The organism is Microbacterium cremeum (assembly GCF_015277855.1).
GTDB lineage: Bacteria > Actinomycetota > Actinomycetes > Actinomycetales > Microbacteriaceae > Microbacterium > Microbacterium cremeum.
Genome location: NZ_CP063812.1, coordinates 262397 through 278787 on the forward strand (window position 1 = coordinate 262397; position 16391 = coordinate 278787).

At 72.3% G+C, this 16391-nt stretch carries 19 protein-coding genes and 1 riboswitch; of the genes, 10 read left to right on the forward strand and 9 right to left on the reverse strand.

Going from position 1 to position 16391, the window contains the following annotated elements:
* Positions 1–40: 40 nt before the first annotated feature.
* Positions 41–889, forward strand: a complete 849-nt coding sequence (locus tag IM778_RS01150; RefSeq protein WP_194410276.1) for an amidohydrolase family protein — start codon at positions 41–43, stop codon at positions 887–889.
* A 4-nt stretch (positions 890–893) separates the two neighbouring features.
* On the opposite strand, the gene IM778_RS01155 is transcribed toward IM778_RS01150, so the two are convergent.
* Entirely contained in the window at positions 894–1670 is a 777-nt protein-coding gene (locus IM778_RS01155) for an SDR family NAD(P)-dependent oxidoreductase (RefSeq protein ID WP_194410277.1), read from the reverse strand.
* A complete protein-coding gene (locus IM778_RS01160; RefSeq protein ID WP_194410278.1) occupies positions 1667–2527 on the reverse strand; it encodes a fumarylacetoacetate hydrolase family protein in 861 nt (286 codons plus the stop codon). The genes IM778_RS01155 and IM778_RS01160 overlap by 4 nt, the downstream gene beginning before the upstream one ends.
* A 119-nt stretch (positions 2528–2646) precedes the next feature.
* On the opposite strand from IM778_RS01160, the gene IM778_RS01165 reads away from it, so the two are divergent.
* The gene (locus IM778_RS01165) at positions 2647–3942 is read left to right on the forward strand and encodes an enolase C-terminal domain-like protein (protein ID WP_194410279.1); all 1296 of its coding nucleotides are present in this window, start codon (positions 2647–2649) and stop codon (positions 3940–3942) included.
* Between the two features lie 5 nt (positions 3943–3947).
* On the opposite strand, the gene IM778_RS01170 is transcribed toward IM778_RS01165, so the two are convergent.
* Positions 3948–5603, reverse strand: coding sequence for a D-alanyl-D-alanine carboxypeptidase family protein (locus IM778_RS01170; protein ID WP_194410280.1), 1656 nt, complete (start codon positions 5601–5603; stop codon positions 3948–3950).
* Positions 5604–5640: 37 nt separating this feature from the next.
* A riboswitch (TPP riboswitch) is annotated at positions 5641–5752 on the forward strand.
* On the opposite strand from IM778_RS01170, the gene IM778_RS01175 reads away from it, so the two are divergent.
* From IM778_RS01175 to IM778_RS01185, 3 genes are all read left to right on the forward strand, one after another.
* Positions 5743–6384 carry an ECF transporter S component gene (locus IM778_RS01175; RefSeq protein WP_194410281.1) on the forward strand — a complete coding sequence of 214 codons (642 nt, stop codon included), beginning with the start codon at positions 5743–5745 and terminating at the stop codon, positions 6382–6384. (Overlaps the previous riboswitch by 10 nt.)
* 84 nt (positions 6385–6468) lie before the next feature.
* Positions 6469–7869: an ABC transporter ATP-binding protein gene (locus IM778_RS01180; protein WP_420488854.1), complete on the forward strand. Its 1401-nt coding sequence runs from the start codon at positions 6469–6471 to the stop codon at positions 7867–7869.
* Positions 7866–8657 (forward strand): energy-coupling factor transporter transmembrane component T family protein, encoded by a 792-nt coding sequence (locus IM778_RS01185; protein ID WP_194410283.1) that lies wholly within the window; start codon positions 7866–7868, stop codon positions 8655–8657. Before IM778_RS01180 ends, IM778_RS01185 begins: the two co-directional genes overlap by 4 nt.
* 16 nt (positions 8658–8673) lie before the next feature.
* Here the strand turns inward: IM778_RS01185 and IM778_RS01190 are convergent, their stop codons facing one another.
* Positions 8674–9180, reverse strand: a complete 507-nt coding sequence (locus tag IM778_RS01190) for an SRPBCC family protein (RefSeq protein WP_194410284.1) — start codon at positions 9178–9180, stop codon at positions 8674–8676.
* The gene (locus IM778_RS01195) at positions 9177–9902 is read right to left on the reverse strand and encodes an aminoglycoside 3'-phosphotransferase (RefSeq protein ID WP_194410285.1); all 726 of its coding nucleotides are present in this window, start codon (positions 9900–9902) and stop codon (positions 9177–9179) included. Before IM778_RS01195 ends, IM778_RS01190 begins: the two co-directional genes overlap by 4 nt.
* A 101-nt stretch (positions 9903–10003) precedes the next feature.
* Between IM778_RS01195 and IM778_RS01200 the strand changes: the two genes are divergently transcribed.
* Positions 10004–10783 (forward strand): hypothetical protein, encoded by a 780-nt coding sequence (locus IM778_RS01200; RefSeq protein ID WP_194410286.1) that lies wholly within the window; start codon positions 10004–10006, stop codon positions 10781–10783.
* A 5-nt stretch (positions 10784–10788) separates the two neighbouring features.
* Here IM778_RS01200 and IM778_RS01205 read toward each other — a convergent pair whose 3' ends face one another.
* Positions 10789–11139, reverse strand: coding sequence for a DUF488 domain-containing protein (locus tag IM778_RS01205; protein WP_194410287.1), 351 nt, complete (start codon positions 11137–11139; stop codon positions 10789–10791).
* Positions 11140–11333: 194 nt separating this feature from the next.
* Here IM778_RS01205 and IM778_RS01210 point away from each other — a divergent pair, with 194 nt between their 5' ends.
* The 4 genes from IM778_RS01210 (at position 11334) to IM778_RS01225 (ending at position 14244) form a co-directional block, all read left to right on the forward strand.
* Positions 11334–12095, forward strand: a complete 762-nt coding sequence (locus tag IM778_RS01210; protein ID WP_194410288.1) for an SDR family NAD(P)-dependent oxidoreductase — start codon at positions 11334–11336, stop codon at positions 12093–12095.
* Between the two features lie 8 nt (positions 12096–12103).
* Complete coding sequence (locus IM778_RS01215; RefSeq protein ID WP_194410289.1) at positions 12104–12877, forward strand: enoyl-CoA hydratase/isomerase family protein; 774 nt, start codon at positions 12104–12106, stop codon at positions 12875–12877.
* A gap of 71 nt (positions 12878–12948) precedes the next feature.
* Positions 12949–13788, forward strand: a complete 840-nt coding sequence (locus IM778_RS01220) for an SDR family oxidoreductase (protein WP_194410290.1) — start codon at positions 12949–12951, stop codon at positions 13786–13788.
* Between the two features lie 78 nt (positions 13789–13866).
* On the forward strand, positions 13867–14244 hold the full coding sequence (locus IM778_RS01225) for a VOC family protein (RefSeq protein ID WP_194410291.1): 378 nt from the start codon (positions 13867–13869) through the stop codon (positions 14242–14244).
* 32 nt (positions 14245–14276) lie between these two features.
* Here the strand turns inward: IM778_RS01225 and IM778_RS01230 are convergent, their stop codons facing one another.
* Genes IM778_RS01230 through IM778_RS01240 form a run of 3 tightly spaced genes read right to left on the reverse strand, consistent with a single transcriptional unit; the run spans position 14277 to position 16344 of the window.
* Positions 14277–15212 carry a Cof-type HAD-IIB family hydrolase gene (locus IM778_RS01230; RefSeq protein ID WP_194410292.1) on the reverse strand — a complete coding sequence of 312 codons (936 nt, stop codon included), beginning with the start codon at positions 15210–15212 and terminating at the stop codon, positions 14277–14279.
* A complete protein-coding gene (locus IM778_RS01235) occupies positions 15212–15850 on the reverse strand; it encodes a LysE family translocator (protein WP_194410293.1) in 639 nt (212 codons plus the stop codon). Before IM778_RS01235 ends, IM778_RS01230 begins: the two co-directional genes overlap by 1 nt.
* A gap of 20 nt (positions 15851–15870) precedes the next feature.
* A complete protein-coding gene (locus IM778_RS01240; protein ID WP_194410294.1) occupies positions 15871–16344 on the reverse strand; it encodes a GNAT family N-acetyltransferase in 474 nt (157 codons plus the stop codon).
* Positions 16345–16391 lie beyond the last annotated feature (47 nt).

The window sequence follows — 16391 nt, forward strand, 5'->3', positions numbered from 1 at the left end:
GCGCCGCTTCCGTTCGGCCTCGCACGACAGAATGGTCCCCATGCGAGTCGTGGACGCACACCTTCACCTGTGGGACCCGGGCGTCTTGTCGTACGACTGGCTGCCCGGGCCGCTGATCCGACCATTCGGCCCGGCTGAGCTCGAGGCGGCGGTGGGTGAGGAGCCGGACGCCGAGTACGAGTTCGTGTTCGTGCAGGCCGAGTGCGCCCCGGATCAGTCCATCGCCGAGGTGGACTGGGTCGTGTCGCTCGCGCCGCGCGTGCGGGCGCGGGGCATCGTCGCGCGCGCTCCGCTCGAAGATCCGGCGGCGACTGCGGCGCATCTTGCGGCGTTCGCCGAACGACAGCTCGTCGTCGGCGTGCGGCGGCTGCTGCAGTCGGAGCCCGCCGGATTCTCGGCGACCGCGGCGTTCCGCGAATCGGCGCGCGCCGTGGCATCCGCGGGTCTCGTCTTCGACGCCTGCGTGCGCTGGGGGCAGCTCCCCGACGTGGTCGCGCTCGCCGACGCGGTTCCCGGACTCACCATCGTCCTCGACCACGTCGGGAAGCCCGAGGTCGGCGAGGCCGCGGGGACGGGCCGCGTCGCGAGGATGCCGTGGGCCGAGTCGTTGCAGGAGCTCGCGCGGCGGCCGAACGTCGTGTGCAAGCTCTCGGGACTGCCGGCGGAGGCGACCGACGGCTGGACCGACGCCCAGGTGCGGCCGTTCCTCGACGTCGCGCTGGACGCCTTCGGGCCCGATCGGCTGCTCTTCGGCAGCGACTGGCCGGTGTCCGCACCGTACCGGCGATGGGTGCAGACCGTCGTGACGTGGCTCGACGAGCACCTGGATGAGTCCGGGCGCGACGCGGTCCTCGCGGCGAACGCCGAGCGTGTCTACCGTCTGCGCTGAGCCGTCAGGATGCCGACGGGCGCAGGCGGAGCGCCGACATCCCGCCGTCGACTTCGATGCAGGTGCCGGTCGTCGATCCCGACCGGGGGCTGACGAGGTACAGCACGGCGCCGGCGACCTCGTCCGCCGTGACCAGGCGTCCATGCGGCTGGCGCGCCTCGAGGGCGGCACGCTCGGCCGCGGGATCCGGGGCGCCGTCGAGCAGCCGGGCGACCCACGGCGTGTCGGCGGTGCCGGGGTTCACCGCGTTGACGCGGATCCCCTCGCGCAGGTGGTCGGCCGCCATCGCCCGCGTGAGCGAGAGGACTGCGCCCTTCGACGCGCTGTAGAGCGCGCGCCGGGGGAGCCCGGCGGTCGCGGCGATCGACGAGGTGTTGCAGATGGCTGCGGCAGGCGAGCGGCGCAGCCAGGGCAGCGCGGCCGCCGTGACGCGAGCGATGCCCGTCACATTGATCGACAGCACGCGCGCCCACTCGTCGTCGTCGTTCGCGGCGATGTCACCCTGTGCGCCGACGCCGGCGTTGTTGACCAGGATGTCGATGCGGCCGAAGCGGTCTGCCACCTCGGAGATCGCCCGTTCGACTCCCGAACGGTCCGAGACGTCCGCCGCGACGGCGGCGAACCGCGGGTCGGCGGACGACGGGTCGCGGTCGAGGACCGCGACGCGCGCGCCGGCGGCGTGAAGGGCGGCCGCGATCGCGGCGCCGATCCCCGACGCGCCCCCGGTCACGACGGCGACGAGGCCGTCGAGGTCGCCTCGAGCGGCGGCATCCGTCGTCATGACTGCGCCTCCCACGCGACGAATCGCTGCCGCTGAGCGCCGAGCGCGTCGATCTCGATGTCGACGACGTCACCGGGTGCGAGGTAGGGGAACCGGCCCGACAGTGCGACGCCTTCGGGGGTCCCGGTCAGGACGAGGTCGCCGGGCTCGAGCGCGAGGAACTGCGACAGATGCCACACGATGTGGTCGACGGGGAAGATCATGTCGGCCGTGGACGAGTCCTGGCGGGGTTCGCCGTTGACATGACTGCGCAGGCGGAGCGCTCGCGGATCGACCTCCTCCGGAGTGACGAGCCACGGTCCGGTCGGGTTGAAGCCCGGCGCGCACTTTCCCTTCGACCACTGGCCGCCCGATTGCTCGAGCTGAAAGGTGCGCTCCGACACGTCGTTCACGGCGACGTACCCGACGATGTGCGACGCGGCATCGGTCGGGGAGTCGAGGTACGACGCGCGGCGTCCGATGACGACGCCGAGTTCGACCTCCCAATCCGTCTTCGTGCTGCCGCGAGGGATGGTGACCGCGTCGTGCGGCCCGACGACCGTGTTCGGCGTCTTCAGGAACATCACCGGCACGCTCGGCGGCGCCGAGCCCGATTCGGCGGCGTGGGCCGCGTAGTTCATGCCGATGCAGACCACCGCGCCCGGGCGGGCGATCGGGGCGCCGACACGCAACGATCCGGCGGAGGGCAACTCAGGCAGGAGCCCGGCGGCGATCGCCGCGGACGTGCGGCCGACGGGGTCGTCGGCGAGGAACGGGCCGTCTACATCGGATGTGACGGGGCGTAGATCGAGATGCCGATCACCATCGATGACGACGGGGATCTCGCTTCCATGCTCGCCGAGACGCGCGAACTTCATGATTCTCCTGGATTCTCCTGGGTAGTGCCGCGTCGGTCCACCGACGTGATTGACAGTATAGACATCGGATGTTTACGCTACGAGCGGTCCGACAGCGGGCCGCGAACCCAGGAGAGCCCGTGACCCGCATCGTCGCGTTCGAGACGACAGACATCCGCTTCCCGACATCGCTGAGCCTCGACGGTTCCGACGCGATGAATCCCGATCCCGACTACTCCGCCGCCTATCTGCGAATCGTGACGGATGCCGAGGACGACCTGTCCGGTCACTCCCTCGTATTCACGATCGGCCGTGGCAACGACGTGCAGGTGGCAGCGCTGGGGGTGCTCGCCGCACGTCTGGTCGGGCGGGAGCTCGAGCCTCTCCTCGACGACATGGGTGCCGCCAACCGTGCGCTCATCGGCGACTCGCAGTTGCGGTGGCTCGGCCCGGAGAAGGGGGTCATGCACATGGCGATCGGGGCGGTGGTCAACGCCCTGTGGGACCTCAAGGCGAAGCAGGCGGGGCTCCCGCTGTGGCAGTTGCTCGCTCGCATGAGCCCGGAGGACCTGATCGGCCTCGTCGACTTCCGGTACCTGACGAACTCCCTCACACCCGAGGAGGCGCTCGAGATCCTCCGGACTGCCGAGCCCGGCCGGGCCGACCGGGAGCGGGAGCTTCTCGCGACGGGGTACCCGGCATACACGACGAGTCCCGGGTGGCTCGGCTACTCGGACGACAAGCTCGCGAGCCTGTGCCGCGAGGCCATCGCCGACGGGTTCGGGCAGATCAAGCTCAAGGTGGGCGCCGACCTCGAGGACGACATCCGCCGCTTGCGCATCGCCCGCGAGGTGTGCGGCCCGGACTTCCCGATCGCGATCGATGCGAACCAGCGCTGGGAGGTCGCGGAGGCGATCGCGTGGGTCAATGCGCTCGCCCCGTTCCAGCCGGCGTGGATCGAGGAGCCGACCAGCCCCGACGACGTCCTCGGCCATGCCGAGATCGCGCGCGGCGTCGCGCCGATCCGCGTGGCCACCGGCGAACACGCGCAGAACCGGGTGATCTTCAAGCAGCTGCTGCAGGCCCGAGCCATCGATGTCATGCAGATCGACGCCGTGCGGGTCGCGGGAGTCAACGAGAACATCGCGAACCTGCTGCTCGCGGCGAAGTACGGCATCCCGGTCTGTCCGCATGCGGGCGGCGTCGGACTGTGCGAGGCCGTGCAGCACCTCTCGATGTTCGACTTCGTGGCGGTCAGCGGTACTCGCGAGGGCCGGATGATCGAGTACGTCGACCACTTGCACGAGCACTTCGTCGTCCCCACCGAGGTGCGAGAGGGCGTCTACGTCGCTCCGCTCGCCCCGGGCGCCGGCATGGAGATGAAGGCGGAGAGCCGAATCGCACACGAGTGGGAGGCCGCCCGCGTCGCCGGCTGACGAGGTCAGCCGTTCAGGCCGAAGAGGTCGAGGGGGTGGGTCAGGCGCCACCACGGCGACGGCTCTTCGATGTCTCCCGCGAGCTCCAGCTCGACCGTCGTCGAGTTCAGCGGGCCCGTGACCGCGAGCGTGCCCACGCGGTCTCCGGCCTCACGGCCGTCGCCGAGCGCGTGCGAGGTCTGCACGGTGCCGGCCCCGCCGTTCCAGAGCACCACCGATGCGTCACCCGACGTGACGATGTCGACCGGGTCGCCCCACAGCGTGTCCACCCGGCCCGTGACCGTGCCCGCCGCCACCGAGGGCTTCAGCTGCAGCTCCTGCTCGAGCCCCGCGTAGAGGGCGCGGGACGCCTCGAGGCGCGCGGCGTCGTCGGGCTGACCGAGCACGGACGCGTACAGGCGCACCGTGGTGTCGCCGATCACGACGTCCTTGGCCGAGAGCAGGTTCCACGAGTCGAGCGTGCCGGTCTTGATGCCGACGACGCCGGCGTCGGCGAGCAGGCCGTTGGTGTTCTCGACATGACCGGCGCCGGGGAGGTCGACGGCGGGCTTGGCCACGATCTCGGCGATCACCGGGTTCTCGAGCGCCTTCTGCGCGAGGGTGATGAGCCCGGCGGGCGTTGCCGCGTTGTCGGAGTCCATCCCGGTGGGCTCGACGATCGTCACGCCCTCCACCCCGCGCGAGGCGAGCCAGTCGCCCGCGGCGGACGCGAACACGGCATCGGACGGCCACAGCGTCTGCGCCAGCCGGTCGGCGTAGTTGTTCGCCGATCCGATGAGCATGCCCTCGAGCATCTGGTACTGCGTGAGCGATCCGCCGGCCGGCACGTCCAGCGCCGACTCGCCGTTGCGGCGATATTGCCAGTACCGCCAGCTGTCGCCCGATGTGAAGTGGTACTCCGGCCCCTGCTCACCGACTGCGAGCGGCATCTCGTCGAGCACGACGAGGGCGGTCACGACCTTCGTGATGCTGGCGATCTCACTCGGATCGGGCGAGGACGCCAGCGCCGCGCCCATGCCCCGGACGCCCACCGCCGCGCTGCCCTGGGCGGGCCACACGGGTGCGGCGGCCGAGGCCGCGGCCGGCTGCACTTCGATCGCCGTCACGGTGGGGGCCACCGCGTGCAGCGGCCACAGCAGGGTCGTGCCCGAGTAGGCGGCGACGAGGCCGGCGATCACGAGCGTGGGCACGACGACGCCCGCCCGCAGCGGCGAGCGGCGCGGGGCATCGGCGAGCAGGTCGACGTCGACTGTGACGTACGACGATGCCGCGGCGTTGAGGTCGCCCGGTGCCGCGGTACGCCCGATCGCGCGCTCGTCCACCCACGCCAGCGCGGCGGGCGCGGGTGCGGCCGGGCTCGGCGTGCCGGTGGTCACTGCGCCGGTGGTCACTGCGCCGGTGGTCGTTGCGCCGGGGTTCGCCGCGCCGATGGCCGGCGCCGCGGGGGTCGCCGTGAGGGCAAGTGGGGCCGCGGCGACGGTCGGCGGCGCCGAGACGACGTCACCCGGGCCGGTGGTCGCGCTCGCGCGCCCGGCATCCCCCGCCCCGCCGTCGAGGGTGAGGATGCCGCTCTCGGACGCGTCGTCGTGCTGCACCGGAACCGCGCCCGACTGCACGCGACGCTGACGGCGCGTCGGCGCGGGGGCATCGTCCTGGGGCACTCGGCCACGATACCTCGGTGGACGGCGTTATACTGATCGCCACAACCACGGGAGTCCGGTGAGCCGGGCTGAGAGGAAGCGACCCACGCTTCGACCGTCGAACCTGATCCGGATCATGCCGGCGCAGGGAGGAGTTCACATGCACGCGTCCACGTCCGCAGCCACGTCGCAGAAGTCCGGGGAGCAGCGTCCTCGGCGCAGCCTCCGCTGGCGCGTCGTCGACATCGTCGTCGCCAGTGTCGTCGGTGTGGCGTCGGGTCTCATCTTCCTGCTGTGGAACATCGGCTACCTCGGGCCGAAGACGCTCCTCGAGCCGCTCACACCGGGCCTGCAGGGCCTCCTCGACGGGCCGTGGCTGTTCGCCGGAGTGCTCGGGGCGCTGATCATCCGCAAGCCGGGTGCCGCCCTCTACACCGAGACCCTCGCCGCCGTCGTGTCGGCGCTCGTCGGCAACACGTGGGGCGGGTTCCTGACGATCGAGGCCGGCCTGGTGCAGGGCCTCGGCGCCGAGCTGATCTTCCTGCTGTTCTTCTACCGCCGCTGGAGCCTGCCGGTCGCGATCCTCGCCGGTGCCGGGGCGGCGCTGGCGGGCGGCATCAACAACCTGATCCTGTGGTTCGCCGGCGCCGACGCGCTGTTCACGACGGTGTACCTGATCAGCACCGTGCTCTCGGGGGCGGTCATCGCCGGCGCGGGGTCGTGGCTCCTCGCGCGCGGCCTCGCCGCGACCGGTGCGCTCGACCGCTTCGCGTCGGGCCGCGAGGCCCGAGCCCGCGTCTAGTCCGTGACACCGCACGAGTCCCCGCCCGCAGCCGTCGAGGCGCGCGGGTGGGGATGGCGGCACGCGTCCCGCCACGCGTGGGCGGTGACGGATGCCTCGTTCCGCATCGATCCGGGCGAGCGCGTGCTGCTGCTCGGCGCCTCCGGCTCGGGCAAGTCGACACTGCTGCACGGGCTGGCGGGGGTGCTCGGCGGCGACGAAGAAGGGGAGTCCGAGGGAGTCCTCCTCCTCGACGGGGTGCCCGCGGCGCAGGTACGCGGCCGGGCGGCGCTCGTGCTGCAGGACCCGGACTCGCAGGTCATCCTCGCGCGCGTCGGCGACGACGTCGCGTTCGGGTGCGAGAACCTCGGCGTCCCGCGCGAAGAGATCTGGCCGCGGGTCGGCGAGGCGCTCGACGCCGTCGGCCTCGACGTGCCGCTCGACCGCCCCACCAAGGCGCTGTCGGGCGGCCAGAAGCAGCGACTCGCGCTCGCGGGCGCCCACGCGATGCGGCCGGGGCTGCTCCTCCTCGACGAGCCGACGGCGAACCTCGATCCGCGCGGCGTCGCCGAGGTGCGGGACGCGGTCGCCGCCATGCTGGCCGCGACGGGGGCGACCCTCGTGGTGGTCGAGCACCGCGTCGACGTGTGGCTGCCGCTGGTGTCGCGGGTCATCGTGCTCGGCGACGACGGCGTGATCGCCGACGGCTCCCCCGACGCGGTGCTCCGCGATCGGGGTGCCGAGCTCGCGGCGGCGGGCGTGTGGGTGCCCGGCATCCCGCCACAGCATCCGGCGCCGCCGCGTTCCAGCGGCGGCGACCCGCTGCTGAGCGCGCGCGACCTCGCGGTGGAGCGCGTGAAGGGGCATCCCGTCGCGCGGGGCATCGAGGTCGATGTGCGTGCCGGCACGGCGCTCGCGATCACCGGACCGAACGGCGCCGGCAAGTCGACCCTCGGCCTGACCCTCGCGGGCCTGCTGGCTCCCGCCGCGGGACGGGTCGAGGCATCCGTCGCCCTCGCATCGGGCGCAGGAGCGACGCCGATCCGCTGGTCGTCGCGGCAGCTGCTCACCCGCATCGGCACGGTCTTCCAGGACCCCGAGCATCAGCTCCTCGCGCGGACGGTCCGCGAAGAGCTCGAGGTCGGCCCGCGTGCGCTCGGGCTGGCCGAGCCCGACATCACGAGAAGGGTGGACGAGCTGCTCGAGCGGCTGCGGCTCGACCGGCTCGCCGCCGCCAACCCCTACACGCTGTCGGGCGGCGAGAAGCGGCGCCTCACGGTCGCCGCCGCCCTCGCCACCGCGCCGCGCGTGCTGGTGCTCGACGAGCCCACGTTCGGGCAGGACGCCCGCACCTGGGCCGAGCTCGTCGCGCTGCTGGCGCGGCTGCGCGACGGCGACATCGGCAGGGACGACGGGTCGGCGATCGTCGCCATCACCCACGACCTCGACGTCGTGACCGCGCTGCACGCGCAGCGGTTCGAGCTGGAGGGGGCGCCGCCGGCATGACCCTGCTCGACGCGCGAGCGCGCACCGGCGCGGTCGCCCGCATCAACCCCGTCGCGAAGCTCGGCGCGAGCGCGCTCATCGCGATCCCGCTCGTGCTGACGCTGGACTGGCTCTCGGCGGCGGTCGCGCTCGCCCTCGAGCTCGTGCTCATCCCCTTCGCCGGGCTCGGCTGGCGCGAGTTCTGGGTGCGCACGTGGCCGGTGTGGCTGGCGGCGCCCCTCACCGGGCTCACGATCGCGCTGTACGGCGAGGCATCCGGGACCGTCTACGTCGACTGGTTCGTCGTGCACGTCAGTGACGGCTCGCTGCAGCTCGCCCTGGCCACGATGCTCCGCGTGCTCGCGATCGCCCTGCCGTCGGTCGTGCTCTTCGTCACGGTCGACCCCACCGACCTCGCCGACGGGCTCGCGCAGGTCGTGCACCTGCCCGCGCGGTTCGTGCTCGGCGCGCTCGCGGGACTGCGGATGGTGGGGCTCTTCCTCGACGACTGGCGTGCGCTCGAGCTCGCACGCCGTGCGCGCGGCGTCGCCGACCGGGGCCGTCTGCGTCGGTTCCTCGGGATGGCGTTCGCGCTGCTGGTGCTCTCGATCCGCCGCGGCGCGAAGCTCGCGACGGCGATGGAGGCGCGCGGCTTCGGCGCGCCGGTGCGCCGCACGTGGGCGCGCGAATCGCGGTTCGGCGGGCGCGAGTGGACCCTTATGGCGATCGGACTCGCGATCGCACTCACGGCGGTCGCGGCATCCGTCGTCTTCGGCACGTGGAACTTCATCCTCGGGCCGAGCTCGTGACGCGGCGCGGTCGGGCTCAGTCGGCCGCCACCAGCTGCTCGTACGGTGCCTGCAGCGCGGGGAAGTAGTCGTCCCACTGCACGTCGTCGGCGTCGAGGCCGGCCTGCGCCGCGACGAGGCGGTCGAGGTAGTACTCCCAGCCGGGGCCGATCGAGCCGACGTCCTCGCCCGGGTTCAGCCGCTGCCCGAAGGTGAGGACGGTGTCGCCCGGAGAGTCCTCGGCCAGCTCGAACCACAGGTGCCACGAGCCCGCGCCCTGCGACGTGTCGCCCGCGAACCTGCGGGGGCGGTCGCACTCGAGGATCGTGTACTCCTCGGGCTCGGCATCCTGCCCCTCCGCCGTCATGTAGAACGTGACGCGCCCGGTCTTCGGGTCGCCCTCCCAGCGGCCGATCCACCGGACGAGGCGGTCGGACTCGGTCAGCTCGCGCCACACCTCGTCGGCGGAGGCGCGGAATCGCCGCAGGATCACGAGGTTCGGGTGACCGTCGATCTTCGTGACGGTGCCGGTGATGGTGGTCATGTCGCGTTCCAGAGGTCTCGGTAGTACGACAGGCGCTCGCGATCGGGATCGACCCCGTACGCCTCGATGAGGGCGTCCTCCCATCCCTCGCCATAGTTCCACGTCGTCGACATCGACGCCACGGCGATGTCGGCCCAGCGATCGCCGGTGCCGAGCCCGCCGAGGTCGACGTGGCCGCTCCAGTGGCCGTCCTCGCCGATCAGGGTGTTGGGACAGCACGCGTCGGCGTGGCACACGACGAGCCGGTCGATGGGCGGCGGCTCGCGCAGCGCGTCGGGAACCAGGATGCCGCGGGCCGACGCATTCGCCAGGCGCGAGGGCACGCTCCACTCGAACGGGCAGTCGGCGACGGGCAGCGCGTCGTGCAGGGCTCGCAGTCCCCCGCCGACCGCACGGACGGCCGTGGCGGGCTCGGCGATCCAGCGCGGGTCGACGGCCGACCGCCCGGCGAGCGCGGCGGTGACGATCCACTCGTGCGTCGCGTCGCCGCCCACCTCGATCACCGTCGGCACCCGGGCATACGGCGCGGCCCAGGCCAGCCGCGCCACCTCGCCCTCGAACGACGTCTCGGCGTTGTGCGGACCGTGCTTGATGTACCGGCCGTCGTCGGTGCGGAACGTCACGCCGCCGTAGTCGTTGCGCCACACCGGCTCGAGCGTCGCTCCCGCCGCGAGCTGCACCACCTGCCGGGGGATCTCGACCGCTTCGAGGGGAATCGACACGGACCCATCCTGCCGGGTGCGGGTGCGGGTGCGGGTGCGGGTACGGGTACGGGTGCGGGTGGCGGGCCGGCGCCCGAGGAACCCTGGAATAGCGTGGAGGCATGGCCCCTCGTCACGTCATCGCCGCGTCCGCCATCCTGCTCGTCGCCGCCGGAGCCCTCGTCGGGTGCACGTCCGCGGACTCCATCGAAGAACCCGTCAGCACCCCGACAGCCACCGATGCCCCGGCGGAAGAGCCGGCCGACGGCTTCTCGCTCCCGCACATCGCCGCCTGCGACGAGGTGCCGCTGGAGCAGGGCGAGTCGATCGACGGCGTCGCGCTCGGCGATTGCATGGCCGCCGCGATGGTGGCGGCGCAGACCGGCAGGCATCGCGTCGATTCCAGCGACGGCACCTCGTCGGTCGTCGAGTTCAGCTGGACTCCGGACTTCGCGATGAGCGTCGACGACGGCGAGCAGGAGGTCGTCATCAAAGGCGACACCGGCTGGGTGCGGCTTCCGGATGCCGGGTGGATCCAGGCGGACGCCTCATCGACCGATCCCGCAGTCGTGATGGCGACGGGGATCGTCGAGCTCACCCGGGTCTTCTCCGACCCGCGCGTGCTTTCCGCCGGCATCGCGAGCTCACCGACGTGGACCGTGGTCGGCGAGGAGCCGCTCCCGGTCGACGACGCCGCGGCGAACGCGGCGTGGCTGCTGACCCCCGACACCCCGACGACGGTCCTCGGAGTCTCGCTCAGCGACGTGCAGCTGTGGCTGCGCCCTGATCACCTCGGCGCCTACTTCGTCGGCACGGGCAGCATGGCAGGCATCTCGGTCACCACGAGCAACACGTTCCTGGAGTGGGGCGGCGAGATCGATATCTCGGTCCCCGAGGACTGACCCGGTCAGCCGCCGAGGGCGTCGCGCAGCACGACCGCGTGGTTCTGAAGCCCGTCGTGCGCGCCGTACAGGAGCGTGGCGACCGGATGCCGCGCCAGTTCACCGCGCAGCGCCTCGAGCTCCGCGTGGGCAGGGCCGTCGAGCTCGGCGCGGTAGGCCTCGGCGAACTCGTCCCACGGCATGTCGCCGTGGTGGAAGGCCTTGCGCAAGCCGGTCGAGGGTGCGACCTCTTTCGCCCACAGGTCGAGCGCCGCACGCTCCTTCGTGAGCCCGCGCGGCCACAGCCGATCCACGAGCACCCGGACCCCGTCGCCGGGGTCGGGGTCGTCGTACACGCGCTTCAATCGCAGCTCCATGGCCTCATCCAACCCCTTTCCGAGCCCACGTGCCGCCATCCGGCGTGCGAACGCCGGACCCGGCGACGGATCGCGGAGTGACCTCGCCCTGCGGCGCGGCTAGCCTGGTGATCGAAAGTACGGCGCGCGTGGGACTCGGTCCCGCGTATGCTGATACGGAGTTTCGCCGACGTCCGGTCTTCGAAGGAGAACACATGGATCTCACGGGAGCTGCCGCCCTCGTCACCGGCGGCGCGAGCGGACTCGGCCTCGCCACCGCCCGGCGCCTGGCCGCCGCGGGGGCCGCCGTCACGATCGTCGACCTGCCCGGCTCGGCAGGCGCGGAGGTCGCCGCCGAGCTCGGCGGCACGTTCGCCGCGGCCGACGTCACGTCGGCCGAGCAGGTGGCCGACGCCGTCGCGGCGGCCGCGGCATCCGGTCCTCTTCGTGTCGTGGTGAACTGCGCGGGCATCGCGCCGCCGGCCAAGGTGCTCGATCGCGAGGGCGTGCCGACGCCGCTCGCCGACTTCGAGCGGATCATCCGCATCAACCTCGTCGGCACCTACAACGTCATCGCGCAGGCATCCGCGGTCATGGCGCGCACCGACGCCGACTCCGAGGGCGACCGCGGTGTCATCGTCAGCACGGCGAGCGTCGCGGCGTTCGACGGGCAGATCGGCCAGCCCGCGTACTCGGCGTCGAAGGGCGGCGTGCACGCCATGACGCTGCCGATCGCGCGGGAGCTGGCGCGCTACGGCATCCGCGTGTGCACGATCGCCCCGGGCATCATGGAGACCCCCATGCTCAAGGGGCTGCCGCAGGCCGCGCAAGACTCGCTCGGGCAGCAGGTGCCGCACCCGCAGCGCCTCGGCCGGCCCGACGAGTACGCCGCCCTCGTCATGTCGATCGTCGACAACGGCTATCTCAACGGCGAGACCATCCGCCTGGACGGCGCCATCCGCATGGCGCCGAAGTAAGGAGAGCGATGACCGACTCGATCCTCGTCACCCGCGACGGCGCACTCGCGCGCGTGACCTTCAACCGTCCCGCGTCGCTGAACGCGATGGGCTTCGAGATGGGACGGCGCTGGCGCGACGTCGCGCACGAGGTCACCTCGGACGACTCCGTCGGAGCCGTGATCCTGGATGCCTCGGGCCCGGCGTTCTGCGCCGGGGGCGACGTGGTCGAGATGGCGGCCTCCGGCGCGTCCGGTGCCGACGTCACCGCGGCGGCGCAGACGATCCACGACGGCATCCGCACGTTCGTCGAGTCCGACAAGCCCATCGTCGCGGCGGTGCAGGGTGCGGTCGCCGGCGGCGGGCTCGGCCTGATGCTCACCGCCGACTACATCGTCGCGTCGGAGCAGGCGAAGTTCGTGAGCAAGTACGCGAACATCGCCCTCACCCCCGACCTCGGCGTCCCGACGCTGCTGCCCGCGGCGATCGGGCAGCGCCGCGCGCTGCAGCTGCTGCTGCAGGATCTCACGATCGACGCCGCGACCGCCCTCGACTGGGGCCTGGTGACCGAGGTGGTGCCCGCCGCCGTCGTCGCGTCGCGTGCCGACGAGGTGGCCCGGTTCTGGCTCGACAACGCCACCGCCGCGTTCGGACAGGCCAAGCGCCTCGTCCGCACCGGTGCCGGGCGGTCGTTCGCCGAGAACCTCGACGACGAGGCCGCCTCGATCGGCGCCCGGTTCGAGACCGCGGAATCCCGCGCCCGCGTCGCGGCGTTCGCGCAGGGCCGCCGCCGGGTCGAGTAGGCGCGCCAGCGCCGTACCGAAACCATCAGCCACGTCCCGCTCCTGACGCCGGACGACCGAAAGGACCCGAGATGAGCGACAAGTCCCTCGCCGGCAAGACGATCCTGATGTCGGGCGGCAGCCGCGGCATCGGCCTCGCGATCGCGCTGCGCGCGGCCCGCGACGGCGCCAACGTCGCGCTGCTGGCCAAGACCGACACCCCGCACCCGAAGCTCGAGGGCACGGTGCACTCCGCGGCAGAGCAGATCCGCGCGGCGGGCGGCCAGGCCCTGCCGATCGTCGGCGACGTGCGCAACGACGACGACGTGACCGAGGCCGTGCTCAAGACCCAGGGCGAGTTCGGCGGCATCGACATCGTCGTCAACAACGCCTCGGTCATCGACCTGTCGCGTTCGCTCGACCTCGAGGCGAAGAAGTACGACCTCATGCAAGACGTCAACGTGCGCGGCACCTTCATGCTGTCGCGGGCGGCGGTCCCGATCCTGAAGGATGCCGCGAACCCGCACATCCTCTCGCTCTCGCCGCCCCTCAACCTGTCGCCGAAGTGGCTCGGCGCGCACACCGGGTACACGCTGGCCAAGTACGGCATGACGATGGCGACGCTGGGCCTCGCCGCGGAGTTCGCCCAGGACGGCATCGCAGCCAACACGCTGTGGCCGCGCACGACGATCGCGACGGCCGCGGTGCAGTTCGCCCTCGGCGGCGACCGCATGATGAAGGTCAGCCGTACGCCCGAGATCTACGCCGACGCCGCGTACGAGATCGTCACCAAGCCCGCGCGCGAGCACACCGGGCAGACGCTCATCGTCGAGGACGTGCTGACGGATGCCGGCATCACCGACTTCTCCGGCTACGCCGCGGTGCCGGGAACCCCTGATTCGGCGCTGTTCCCCGACATCTTCTTGGGTTGAGACGCGGCTCGACTCAAGGTCGGGCAGCGGGGAACGCGAGTATCGAGACCCGGATGGAATCGGCGTAGGGTGAGGCCCGTGGCGGTACGGAGCCTGTTCCCGATCCTGCTCTCGCGCGACCTTCCGGGGCTCGTGCGGTTCTACCGGGCCGCGCTCGGCGCGGAGGTGGGCTACCACTTCGGCGACGGCGAGGACGACGACTACGTGTCGCTGCAGATCGGCGAGGTGTCTCTCGGCATCGGCCGTGATCCCGGCGCCCTGCCGCCGTCGGTGGGCGATCGCATCGCGCTGTGGATCTACGTCGACGACGTCGACGAGGCGTTCGCCGCGTGGACCGAGGCGGGAGGCCGCATCGAGCAGGCGCCGGCCGACATGCCGTGGGGGGAGCGCATCGCTCAGGTGCGCGACCCCGACGGCAACCTCGTGAACCTCGGCGCCGAGGCGGCCGCGTTGTAGCGCAGCGCAGTACGGTGCAGCGCCGCGCTGCGTCAGATCAGGCCGAGGCGCCGCAAGGCGTTCGCGACGCCGTCGTCGAGCACGTCCGTCGTGGTGAGGTCCGCGAGCTCCTTCAGCTCGGCGTGGGCGTTGCCCATCGCGACCGACACCCCGCACACCTGGAACATCTCGACGTCGTTCCAGCTGTCGCCCACGGCGACGGCGTCGGCGGCGTCGAGGCCGAGGTGCGCGAGCAGCAGCTCGATGGCCGAGCCCTTCGTGGTGTCGCGCTCGCTGATCTCGCCGTTCGATCCGCCGGGCAGCGGGATGCTCCCCGGCACCACGAGGAACTCGTCGCCGAGGTCGGCGCGCAGCACGTCGAGGCCGTCGGCGCGATCGCTGACGAACACGGCCTTCGCGATGCGCGAGAGGTCGGCTTCGTCGGTGCGCGGGAACTCGCGTCCTGCGAGCCCCGCGATCGAGTCCTCGGGCCGCACGCCGCCGCCGGCGCGATCGCGCAGCGCCTGCGCGTGCGACGCCATGAGCTCGGCCATGTCGTCGCTGGCGTAGACCCCGTCGTGGCTCTGCAGGAAATACCGGATGCCGCGCCCGCGCAGCACGGTCAGCAAGCGGTCCGTCTGGGCCGGGGTGAGCGGCCGATCGACCACGACGTCCTCGCCCGAGGTCACCAGCGCACCCGAGTTCGTGATGGCGCCGTCGAACCCGATCTCGGCCACGCGCGGGTGGATGTCGGACGCCGCGCGCCCGGTGCTGAGGTACACGAGGTGTCCCGCGGCGCGCGCCGCGCGGATCGCCGGCGCGGTCGACGGCGCGACGCGGGAGCCGTGCTCGACGATCGTGCCGTCGACGTCGAGGAAGACGATGCGGCGGCGACCGTCGCGGCCTCGGGCCGGGGCTGGGCCCACGCGCCCGGAGGCTCCCGACGACGCGCCAGCGGCGCCGAGAGGGGGCGTGGGGACCGTCGTCATCAGTGCTCGTTCCCGGTGAACAGGAGGATCCCGCCGAGGCCGATCATCAGCCCGCCGCCGGTGGCCGAGAGCGTGGCGATCCGTTTCGGAGAGCGGCCGAACCAGGTGCGGGCGGATGCCGCGACCAGCGCCCAGATGCCGTCCGAGATCAGCGCGATCACGAAGAACACGAGTCCGAGCTCGATCATCTGCAGCGGGACCGAGCCGTTCGAGAGGTCGACGAACTGGGGCAGGACCGCGACGAAGAACGCGATCGTCTTGGGGTTCGTGACGCCCACGACGAACCCCTCGCCGAGCTGACGCCAGGCGGAGCGTGGCAGCGCGCCGCCGTTCGCCTGCGCCGCGGCGCGGCCGCGATGCCGGATCGCCTGGACGCCGAGGTACATGAGGTACAGCGCGCCGGCGATCTTGAGGATCGTGAACAGCACGACCGACTGAGCGACGATCCCGCCGACGCCGAGGGCGACGAGGGCGATCACCGGCAGAAGGCCCAGCGCGTTGCCGAGCACGCTGAGCAGTCCGCCCATGCGGCCGAGTGCGAGGGCGCGCCCGATCGTGAACAGCACGCTCGGGCCCGGGATCACGATCAGCACGAGCGCGGCGAGCGTGAAGGCGAGCAGGTTCTCAGGAGGGACCACGAACGCCACGATAGCCGGGGTCACGCGTCCAGCCGCTTGCGCAGGAAGACCTGCTCGATGCCGTCGTCGCCGGGCACCCGCTGCGTCTCGGCATAGCCCTCGCGCTCGTACAGGCGCAGGTTCGCCTCGCTGAGCGAGCCCGTGAACAGTTCCGCCTCGGTGGCCCCCGCGGCTCGGCCGCGCTCCTCGACGGCCGCCAGCAGCGTCGTGCCGATGCCGCGGCCCTGCTGGTCGGGGGCGATCGCGAGGCGCCCGACCAGCAGCAGATCGCCGTCGCGGCGGGCGCGGACCGCGCCCACGATCCGTGCTCCTGTCAGCGCGACGCAGCCGAGGTTCTCGTGCAGTTCCGCCTCGAGCTCGTCGAGCGTCTGCGTCAGCGGCGGCATCTCGGGCGTGCCGTAGATGAGGGCCTCCTGCACGAACGCGGCACGCTGCAGCGTGAGCACCTCGCCGGCGTCCTCGGAGCGGATGGGTCGTACGGTCAGCTCTTCCACGCCGCCACGCTAGTGGCCGTCCCGATCGCGCGCCCGGGCTTGACGGG